Genomic DNA, 6,966 nt, shown 5'->3' with positions numbered 1-6,966 from the left:
AGCGCCAGCGAGCGTCTCGAAACCAAGGCCCTGGACCCTGGAGCCCGTTGCTCAGGGAGCCTCGACCAGCACGCACCGCCCGGCCCGCACGCTGCACCGGGCCATCCGCTCGGCGCCGCCGCCGTCCCGGACCACCGGCGAGACCAGCCGGTCGTCGTCCTCCCAGGCCCAGGCCCGGACCGTGAACCCCCACCCGTCGGGCGCGGTCAGGGTCATGCTGTCGGAGCCGCCGACCGGCTGGACCTCGAACGAGCCGATCGAGGTGACCTCGCCGCCGGTGGTGCCCGGCGGGGTGTACGCGAGCCAGGTGCCCCCGGTGCTGACCAGCAGGTCGTCGTGGGTGGGCACCGACGCGACCCGGACGAGCGTGCCGTCCTCGGCGACCTCGGCGAGGTACGGCGCCCCCGTGGTGCCGTCGACCGCCCCGTCGGAGCCGTCGGTGATCAGCAGCCCGGCGGGCGTGTTGCCCAGCACCTGCACGTCCGGCGCGGTCTGGGTGAGGTCCACGGTCCGGTTGTCGACCAGCGGCCGCCAGAGGACCGCGGTGTCCGTGCCCTGGGCGATGACCAGGCCGTCGTCGGTGACGGCGCGGACCCGGACCTGGCTGCCGTCGCCCGCGCTGCCCGGTTCGATCGGGACACCGCCGAGGCCCTCGCCCCCGACCCGGGTCTCGAAGCCGGTCAGCTGGGTCTGCTGGTTGTCGGTGAGGGTCTCCGCGATCACCGTCCCGCGGGGCGAGAGCACCGGGAACGCGTCCTCGGGCAGATCGAGCTCCTGCGGGTCGGTGCCCCAGCCCCACCACCAGGAGCCGTCGGTGCGGATCGCGACCCATCCCTTCGGCCCGGCCCAGGCCTGCGACCAGTCGCCCGGCACCCGCTCGCCCCCGACGTACAGGCCACTGTCGAGGACGTAGGTGACCGTCGGGGCCGTGGTCGGGATGGTGACGGACCCGTCGATGCGCGTGGGGGTGGGTGACGGGGCCGGCTCCGGCTCGCCACCGTCGCGGGAGGTCACCAGCACCGCGACGGTGCCGGCGACCAGCAGCACCACCGCGGCCGCGACCAGCAGCGGCTGCCAGGTGCGGGTCGGGCGGACCGTCTCCCGCGGCAGCCGGGGCCGGGGCGGGACCTGCAGGCCGTCGGCCACCTCGCGCAGCTCGCGGCCCAAGGACTCTTCGATGTCGACGTACATGTCAGTCCTCCCTCCCGTCGGTGTCGTCCGAGCCCGGGGTGGTGGTGGGTTCCTCGTCCTGGCCGAGCGCGGCCCGGAGCGCCTTGAGGGCGCGGTGCGCGGTGGACTTGACGGTCCCGGTCGAGCAGTCGAGCGCCTCGGCGATCTCGCGTTCGTCCAGGCCCTCGTAGTAGCGGAGCACGATCACGGCGCGCTGCCGCGGTGGCAGCGAGGTCACGTGCGGCCAGAGCACCATCCGCTCCTCCGGCCCGCTCCCCGCGACCTGCCCCTGCTCCGGAGGCCTGTCGGTCAACAGCTCCAGCCGTCGCGCCATCGGGCGCCGCCCGGAGAGGTAGGTGTTGGTGAGCATCCGCCGCAGGTACGCCGTCGGCGAGTCCGACCGGCTGACCCGCGACCACGAGCGGTAGGCCTTGAGCAGCGTCTGCTGCGCCAGGTCCTCGGCGTCCGCGTGGTTCCCGGTCAGCAGGTAGGCGTACCGGTAGAGCGACGGCCAGGAGACCTCGGCGTACTCCTCGAACGTGGGCGCTTGCGCGCTCGTGACGGTGAACATTCCGAACACCACCCCCTTCTGCCCAACTGACTCCGGAAGTACGCCGGGGGTTGCGTCGGAACCGCGACAAAGTCGCGGACCTCCGCCGGAGGGGGTCGGTCAGGAGGGCGTCAGGCCTCGTCGGCCACGTCGCGACCGTCCGCCGTGTGCGGGTTCTCGTCGATCGCCTCGACGGCCTCGGTGAGCTCGGGCTCGGCGGCGGGGCGACGGTCGAGGTGCACGCCGGCGATCATGCAGCGCACGGACCCGCCGGCCAGCTCGATCGTGGGGATGTCGATGTCGACGATCGTGCAGGACTCCTCGATCGCCGCGACCTGGTCGGGGCGGAGGCTGCGGCGGGCGCTTGCGGACATCGCCATGATGTAGTGCCGCTTGCCGTCCGGCGTACGGCCGCAGAGCTCGACGGCGTTCCCGGCGAACTGCCGGACCTGCTCCTCGGTGATCTCGACGACCTTCCGGCCATTGACGGTGAGGCGCTCGCGGACCTGCTCACGGCGGTGCTCGTCGCCGATCAGCTCGAGCGCGAACAGCGCGACGTCCGTGCCCACGCACCCCATGACGTTGGTGTGGTAGACGGGCACGCCCTCCTCGTCGACGGCGTCGAAGGCCATCGGCTCGTAGCCGAAGTCGGTGCAGAACCGCTCGAGCACGTGGGTGTCGGCGCGGTGGCTGCGCGCGGCGTACGCGACCCGCGACACGTGGTCGAGGACCATCGCGCCGGTGCCCTCGAGGAAGATGCCGTCGGGCTCGAGGCCGGAGTAGTCCACGATGGTCTGGACCCGGTACTGCGACTTGAGCAGCTCCAGCACGTCCGCGCGCCGCTCGTGACGGCGGTTGGAGGCGTACATCGGGTAGACCGCGACGTTCCCGCCGGCGTGGGTGGACAGCCAGTTGTTGGGGAACACGCTGTCGGGCCGCGTGTGGTCCTCGTCCGAGAACACGTGCACCCGCACGCCTGCGGCCCGCAGGGCGTCGGCCACCGCATCCATCTCGGCCAGGGCCTTCCCGGCCGTCTCGTCGTCGGACTGGCCGGCCGGCGCGTCCCCCTGGAACGCGTTGTCGGCGGCCGTGGCCGGGTTGGGCTTGAACTTCTCGGCGCGGATCAAGATGACCGCGGACGGGGCCTGCGCACTCACGTCATGCGACGGTAGACCATGCCGCCCGACGCCGAACCGGCGACCTCGCCCTGAGCATTTCTCCGGCGGTCGCGTCCTGGCGCTGGCAGGATCGGCCCACCATCACGGTGTGCCGCAGGCAACGACGTAGGGGGGCGGATGGAAGCTCTCGGGGCGCTCGCGATCCTGGCCGGGTTCGGGCTGGCGATCACCTCGGTCGTCTCGGTCGTCTGGGCCTTCGTCGACATCACGCGTCGACCCGACCGGGAGTGGGCGAGGCCCGGACCCGGGCCACGGCCCGGCAGCGCAGACCACCGGCGCCCGACCGCCCCTGAGCGGCCGGCGGAGTCTCAGTCGAGACAGAACTCGTTGCCCTCGATGTCCTGCATCACGATGCACGAGTCGGTGCCGTCGTACAGCAGCCGTACGCGGGTCGCGCCGAGCGGGACCAGCCGCGCGCACTCGGCCTCGAGTGCGGCCAGCCGCTCCTCGCCCTCGAGCCCGGTGCCGACCCGGACGTCGAGGTGCACCCGGTTCTTGGCCACCTTGCCCTCGGGGACGCGCTGGAAGAACAGCCGCGGACCCGCGCCCGAGGGGTCGACGCAGGCGAACCACGAACCCTGCTCCTCGGGCGGCGACGAGCGCCAGAAGTCGTCCCACGTGGCGAACTCCTCCGGGGGCGGCGGGACGACGTACCCCAGCACCTCGCACCAGAACCGGGCGACGCGCTCCGGCTCGGCGCAGTCGAACGTGACCTGGACCTGCTTCACGGATGGCACGGGTCCACACCCTAGTGGCGCGTGACCCTGGTGGCGTGCGGGGCCTCAGTGCGCCATGTCGACGAACCGGCTGTAGTGGCCCTGGAAGGCGACGGTGATGTCGCGGGTGGGGCCGTTGCGGTGCTTCGCGACGATCAGGTCGGCCTCGCCGGGACGGGTCGACTCGCGCTCGTAGACGTCGTCGCGGTGGAGCAGGATGACCATGTCGGCGTCCTGCTCCAGGGAGCCGGACTCACGCAGGTCGCTGGCCATGGGGCGCTTGTCGGCGCGCTGCTCGGGGCCACGGTTGAGCTGGGAGAGCGCGATGATCGGGACCTCGAGCTCCTTGGCGAGCAACTTGATCTGGCGGGAGAACTCCGAGACCTCGAGCTGGCGGGACTCGACCTTCTTGCCGGAGGTCATCAGCTGCATGTAGTCGATCACGATCAGGCGCAGGTCGTGGTTCTGCTTGAGCCGCCGGGCCTTCGAGCGGATCTCCATCATCGTCATGTTGGGGCTGTCGTCGATGAACATCGGGGCCGACGACACCTCGCCCATCTTGCGGGCCAGCTTCGCCCAGTCGTCGTCGGTCATGTTGCCGTTGCGGATGTGGTTGAGCGGCACCTTCGCCTCGGCCGACAGCAGGCGCATGGTGATCTCTGAGCGGTTCATCTCGAGGGAGAAGAAGCAGCTGGTCATCTGGTTGTGGATCGAGGCCGCCCGGCAGAAGTCCAGCGCCAGGGTCGACTTCCCCATCGCGGGACGCGCGGCGACGATGATCATCTGGCCGGAGTGCAGGCCGTTGGTGAGCTCGTCGAGGTCGGCGAACCCGGTGGGCACGCCGTACATCCCGCCGTCGCGGTTGCCGATCGCCTCGATCTCGTCGAGGACGCCCTCCATGATGTCCGCCAGCGGCGCGTAGTCCTCCTGCGCGCGCTTGTCGGTGATCTTGTAGACCTCGGCCTGCGCCTCGTCGACCACCGAGTCGATCTGGCCCTCGCCGGCGTACCCCAGCTGGACGATCCGGGTGCCGGCGGTGACCAGGCGCCGCAGGATCGCCTTCTCGTGGACGATCTCGGCGTAGTAGCCGGCGTTCGCGGCGATCGGCACGTTGGCGGAGAGGGTGTGGAGGTACGGCGCGCCGCCGATGCGCTGGAGCTCGCCCCGGCGCTGCAGCTCGGCCGCGACCGTGACCGGGTCGGCCGGCTCCCCGCGGCTGTAGAGGTCGAGGATCGAGTCGTGGATGATCTCGTGCGCCGGGCGGTAGAAGTCGGTCCCGCGCAGCACCTCGCTGACGTCGGCGATCGCGTCCTTGCTGAGCAGCATCGAGCCCAGGACGCTCTGCTCGGCGGCGTTGTCCTGCGGCGGGGTGCGGTCACCGGGCGTGCGCGGCGCCTCGCCGGGCTCGTAGGGAGCGGGCCCGTCGCCCCAGTCCGGCTCCGGCGGAAGGGGGGTGTCGGGATAGTCCGTGACGCTCACCTGACGGCCCCCTCGCGGTCGGGATCGGATGCCGGGACCCTAGGCGGCGGTACCGACAGTCGGCCCCGCAGGGGGCGGACGAGTGACCGTACGTCGTGCCGGCGGCCCCGGGCCAGCACCCTGTCCACAGGGGGGTGTGGATAACTCGGTGGAGACGTGGATGAGTCGGCGCGTTCCTGTGCACAGGATGGGGAAACCGCTGTGGAAGCCGCCTGACCATGACCGTCGATACCCGGTCTGACCTGCGGAAACAGTGTCCCCGAGGTGTGGAGTGAAATTTCTGGAGGACTTTCTCGTTCACCGGGACGACGCGTCCCGGTCGTCGTACGGATATGTCGACACCCGTGCCGGGCTCCCCAGTTCCCCACAGGTTTTCCCCAGTACCGGGACGGTCGGACACGGGTCAATAGTCCACAATCACTAGTCCCTCCTGGTCCACCCCTACGGGCGACGTAGGCTGCGGCGCGTGAGGTCTGGACGGGACGAGGAACATCTGTCCCATTCGTCCCGGCGAGACGCGACAGCGGCCCGCCGCACGACGGACCGTGAGATCCTCCGCCTCGCCGTCCCGGCGTTCCTCGCCCTGGTGGCCGAGCCGCTCTTCCTGCTCGCCGACGCCGCCTTCGTCGGCCACCTCGGGACGCCGCAGCTGGCCGGCCTGGGCATCGCCGGGGCGGTGCTCCAGACCGCCGTCGGACTCTGCGTGTTCCTCGCGTACGGCACCACCGCGTCGGTGGCCCGCCATGTCGGTGCCGGCGACCTGCGCGGCGCGCTCGTCCAGGGCATCGACGGAGTGTGGCTGGGGGTTGTGATCGGGGCGGTCACCACCGTCGCCGGGATCGCCGCCACTCCCTGGCTGGTCGCCGCGTTCGGCGCCTCCGGCGAGGTGGCCGACCACGCCACGACGTACCTGCGGATCGCGTTCCTCGGCACCACGCCGCTCCTGGTCATGCTGGCCACGACCGGGGTCCTCCGCGGCCTCCAGGACACCCGGACGCCGCTGGTCGCGGCAGTCGTCGGCAACCTGCTCAACATCGCGCTCAACGGCATGCTCGTGTACGGCGTCGGGCCGCTGCCGGCGCTCGGCCTGCGTGGCTCGGCGACCGGCTCGGTGCTCGCCCAGACCCTCGCCGCGGCCTTCCTCGTCGTGGTCGTGACCCGCGGCGCCCGCGCACACGGTGCCCCCCTGCGGCCCGACCTGCCGGGCATCGCCGCCGCGGCCCACGCTGCCGTCGCGCTGGTGGTCCGCACGCTCACGCTGCGCGCAGCCCTGCTGGTGTCGACGTACGCCGCGACCCACACGGGCGGCGACGCCGACCTGGCCACCCACCAGCTCGCGATGACCCTGTGGACCTTCCTGGCGTTCGCCCTCGACGCGATCGCGATCGCCGCCCAGGCGATCACCGGCCGGTTCCTCGGCGCCGGCGACGTCACCGGCACCCGCCGGACCACCCGACGGATGATCCAGTGGGGCCTGGCCAGCGGAGTGGTCACCGGACTCGCCCTCGCGGCGCTCAGCCCCGTGCTGGGCCGCCTATTCACCTCCGACCACGCGGTCCAGCAGCTGCTCGCGCCGGTGCTGCTGGTCGCGGCCCTCGGCCAGCCGATCGCCGGCGTGGTCTTCGTCCTCGACGGCGTCCTGATCGGAGCCGGCGACGGGACGTACCTGGCCTGGGCGGGGCTGACCGTGCTCGTCGTCTACACCCCGATGGCGCTCGCCGCGCCCACGCTCACCTGGCTGTGGGTGGCCTTCTCGTTCGGCTTCATGTCCGCCCGGGCGGCGTTCCTCCTGCACCGCGCGCACGGCGACGCGTGGCTGGTGACCGGCACCCGCCTGCCGCGACACTGAGCCAAGACTGGGCCGGGACACTGG

At 71.9% G+C, this 6,966-nt stretch carries 6 protein-coding genes; 1 reads left to right on the top strand and 5 read right to left on the bottom strand.

Going from position 1 to position 6,966, the window contains the following annotated elements; all coding sequences use genetic code 11:
- Nucleotides 1–51: 51 nt before the first annotated feature.
- The 5 genes from EKO23_RS25395 to dnaB all read right to left on the bottom strand — a co-directional run bounded on the left by EKO23_RS25395 (nt 52) and on the right by dnaB (nt 5,093).
- Nucleotides 52–1,191, bottom strand: a complete 1,140-nt coding sequence (locus EKO23_RS25395; RefSeq protein WP_167880546.1) for a hypothetical protein — start codon at nt 1,189–1,191, stop codon at nt 52–54.
- Nucleotide 1,192: 1 nt separating this feature from the next.
- On the bottom strand, nt 1,193–1,741 hold the full coding sequence (locus EKO23_RS18120) for a SigE family RNA polymerase sigma factor (RefSeq protein ID WP_134719531.1): 549 nt from the start codon (nt 1,739–1,741) through the stop codon (nt 1,193–1,195).
- Between the two features lie 110 nt (nt 1,742–1,851).
- On the bottom strand, nt 1,852–2,877 hold the full coding sequence (gene ctlX / locus EKO23_RS18115) for a citrulline utilization hydrolase CtlX (protein WP_134719530.1): 1,026 nt from the start codon (nt 2,875–2,877) through the stop codon (nt 1,852–1,854).
- Nucleotides 2,878–3,206: 329 nt separating this feature from the next.
- A complete protein-coding gene (locus EKO23_RS18110) occupies nt 3,207–3,635 on the bottom strand; it encodes a VOC family protein (RefSeq protein WP_134719529.1) in 429 nt (142 codons plus the stop codon).
- Between the two features lie 45 nt (nt 3,636–3,680).
- Nucleotides 3,681–5,093 carry a replicative DNA helicase gene (gene dnaB / locus EKO23_RS18105; protein ID WP_217702688.1) on the bottom strand — a complete coding sequence of 471 codons (1,413 nt, stop codon included), beginning with the start codon at nt 5,091–5,093 and terminating at the stop codon, nt 3,681–3,683.
- Nucleotides 5,094–5,586: 493 nt separating this feature from the next.
- On the opposite strand from dnaB, the gene EKO23_RS18100 reads away from it, so the two are divergent.
- The gene (locus EKO23_RS18100; RefSeq protein WP_134719538.1) at nt 5,587–6,942 is read left to right on the top strand and encodes an MATE family efflux transporter; all 1,356 of its coding nucleotides are present in this window, start codon (nt 5,587–5,589) and stop codon (nt 6,940–6,942) included.
- Nucleotides 6,943–6,966: the final 24 nt, after the last annotated feature.

Source organism: Nocardioides guangzhouensis (assembly GCF_004519545.1).
GTDB lineage: Bacteria > Actinomycetota > Actinomycetes > Propionibacteriales > Nocardioidaceae > Nocardioides > Nocardioides guangzhouensis.
Note: the sequence above shows the minus strand (reverse complement) of the source record. Positions and strands in the feature narration are given on the sequence as shown.